The 2,128-nt window shown below is 69.8% G+C and carries 1 protein-coding gene and 1 other annotated feature; the gene reads right to left on the bottom strand.

Annotated features, from left to right (window positions below; genetic code table 11):
- Positions 1–55: 55 nt before the first annotated feature.
- Positions 56–1,332 (bottom strand): IS3 family transposase gene (locus ACR80Q_RS18230; protein WP_435379074.1). Its coding sequence is split into 2 segments (ribosomal slippage): positions 56–1,053 and positions 1,053–1,332, totalling 1,278 coding nucleotides; the frame shifts between segments, so codons are not numbered across the junction.
- Positions 926–1,054 (bottom strand) — a sequence feature (AL1L pseudoknot). It overlaps the preceding gene by 129 nt.
- Positions 1,333–2,128: the final 796 nt, after the last annotated feature.

Genomic DNA, 2,128 nt, shown 5'->3' with positions numbered 1-2,128 from the left:
CTGGGCGTCGTCGGTGCGCTCCCCCTGGCCCAAGGCCAGCTGTCTCGCCCCGGGTCTAGTGGAGGCTCGGAACTGACGCCGCGACGGTAGCCGCGGCGGGGTTGTGCCGGTAGTGGGTGTCCTCGAGTTCGGCGGGTGGGACAAGGCCGATCTCGCCGTGCAGGCGCCTGTGGTTGAACCAGTCGACGTACTCCGCGACGGCGGTCTCGAGGTCGTCGATGGACTTCCACGGGCCCTTGTTGCGGACCAGCTCGGCCTTGAAGAGCGAGTTGAATGCCTCGGCCAGGGCGTTGTCGTAGGAGTCGCCCGTGGACCCGACCGAGGCGACCGCCCCGGCCTCGGCGAGTCGCTGGGTGTAGCGAACGGCGACGTACTGGACGCCCTTGTCGCTGTGGTGCGTCAGGCCGGTGACGTCGTGACCGGCGTGCTGGCGGGTCCAGATCCCCATCTCTAACGCATCAAGGGCGAGGTCGGTGCGCAGGCTCTTCGACAGCTGCCAGCCCACGACCCGCCGGCTGAAGACGTCGATGACGAACGCCGCGTAGACCCAGCCAGCGAACGTTCGGCAGTAGGTGATGTCGGCGACCCAGAGCTGGTTCGGGGCGGTCGCGGTAAACGCGCGTTGGACCAGGTCCGGACGCCCGTCATGACCCTGGCCGGGAACGGTCGTGCGAGGACCCTTGGCTCGGGTGATGCCCCGCAGACCAGCGTCGCGCATAAGCCGCTCGACGGTGCAGCGGGCCACCGGTCTGGGCCCGTCGCCGCGGTCGACGACGTGACCTTCGCGACGCAGCTCGGCATGGACCTTCCTCGCCCCGTAGACGCCGTAGTTGGCAGCGTGGAGCTTCCGGATCGCCTCGGTCGTGACCACGTCCTCGCGGGAGCGCTGCGAGGGCCGGCGGACCTTCGCGGCGTAGTAGGTGCTCGGGGCGATCGACAGGCCTGACTCGGTCAGGACGGTGCAGATCGGCTCGACCCCGTGCTCCTCCTTGTGGGCGTCGATGTAGTCGACGATCACCGTTGTGGGCGGTCGAGCTCCGCCGCGAAGAAAGCCGACGCGCTACGCAGGATCGAGTTCGCCCGGCGCAGCTCCTTCACCTCACGCTCCAGCTCGGCCACCCGCTGAGCGTCGCTGGTCGTCGTGCCCGGCCGGGCGCCCTCGTCGACCTCGACCTGAGTGACCCAGCCCCGCAACGTCTCCGGGTTGATGCCCAGCTGCTCACCGATCCGCCTGCACGCACCCGGCCTGCTCGCCGGGTCCTTACGCGCGTCGACCGCCAACCGGATCGCCCGCTCCCGAAGCTCCTCGGGGTACTTCCGTGGTGCTGCCATGACTCTCATCCTCCGTGGGTTGAGAGCCTCCATCAATCCCGGGGCGAGACANCCTGCACGCACCCGGCCTGCTCGCCGGGTCCTTACGCGCGTCGACCGCCAACCGGATCGCCCGCTCCCGAAGCTCCTCGGGGTACTTCCGTGGTGCTGCCATGACTCTCATCCTCCGTGGGTTGAGAGCCTCCATCAATCCCGGGGCGAGACAAGCAGTCGGCCACCCCGATCGCCAAGAACACCCCGCGCGGCGGCGACCGGTGGCAGGTCGCCGCCCTCGCCCAACGACCCGGCACCCGCCTCAGCGCCCTGCTCCTCACCCGACAGCTCATCGCCACCGTCGTCCCCACCGGTGACGTCCTCGTCGCCTCTGCCGGCACCGAACGTCTCGAACAGGCCTACATCCGTGCCGGCTTCACCCCCGTCGGCCGCCGACGCNGGTGGCAGGTCGCCGCCCTCGCCCAACGACCCGGCACCCGCCTCAGCGCCCTGCTCCTCACCCGACAGGTCATCGCCACCGTCGTCCCCGCCGGTGACGTCCTCGTCGCCTCTGCCGGCACCGAACGTCTCGAACAGGCCTACATCCGTGCCGGCTTCACCCCCGTCGGTCGCCGACGCCTCTATCGCGTGGCCTGACCCCAAGCCGAGGCACGCTCGCGGTCCGCATCCGTCGTTGGCCACGCCCACCGAGCCCCTGGCCGAGGCCACTTGTCCTGGCGGGAACCACTCTCGAGAGACCCCCACATCACGGCCATTCAGCCAGGGACAGCTCCTGAACGCAGGACGAGCCGGATCACCCAAC

Source organism: Aquipuribacter aurantiacus, from assembly GCF_051216895.1.
Lineage (GTDB): Bacteria > Actinomycetota > Actinomycetes > Actinomycetales > JBBAYJ01 > Aquipuribacter.
The sequence above is the reverse complement of the archived record's forward strand: the minus strand, read 5'-3'. Positions and strand labels throughout refer to the sequence as shown.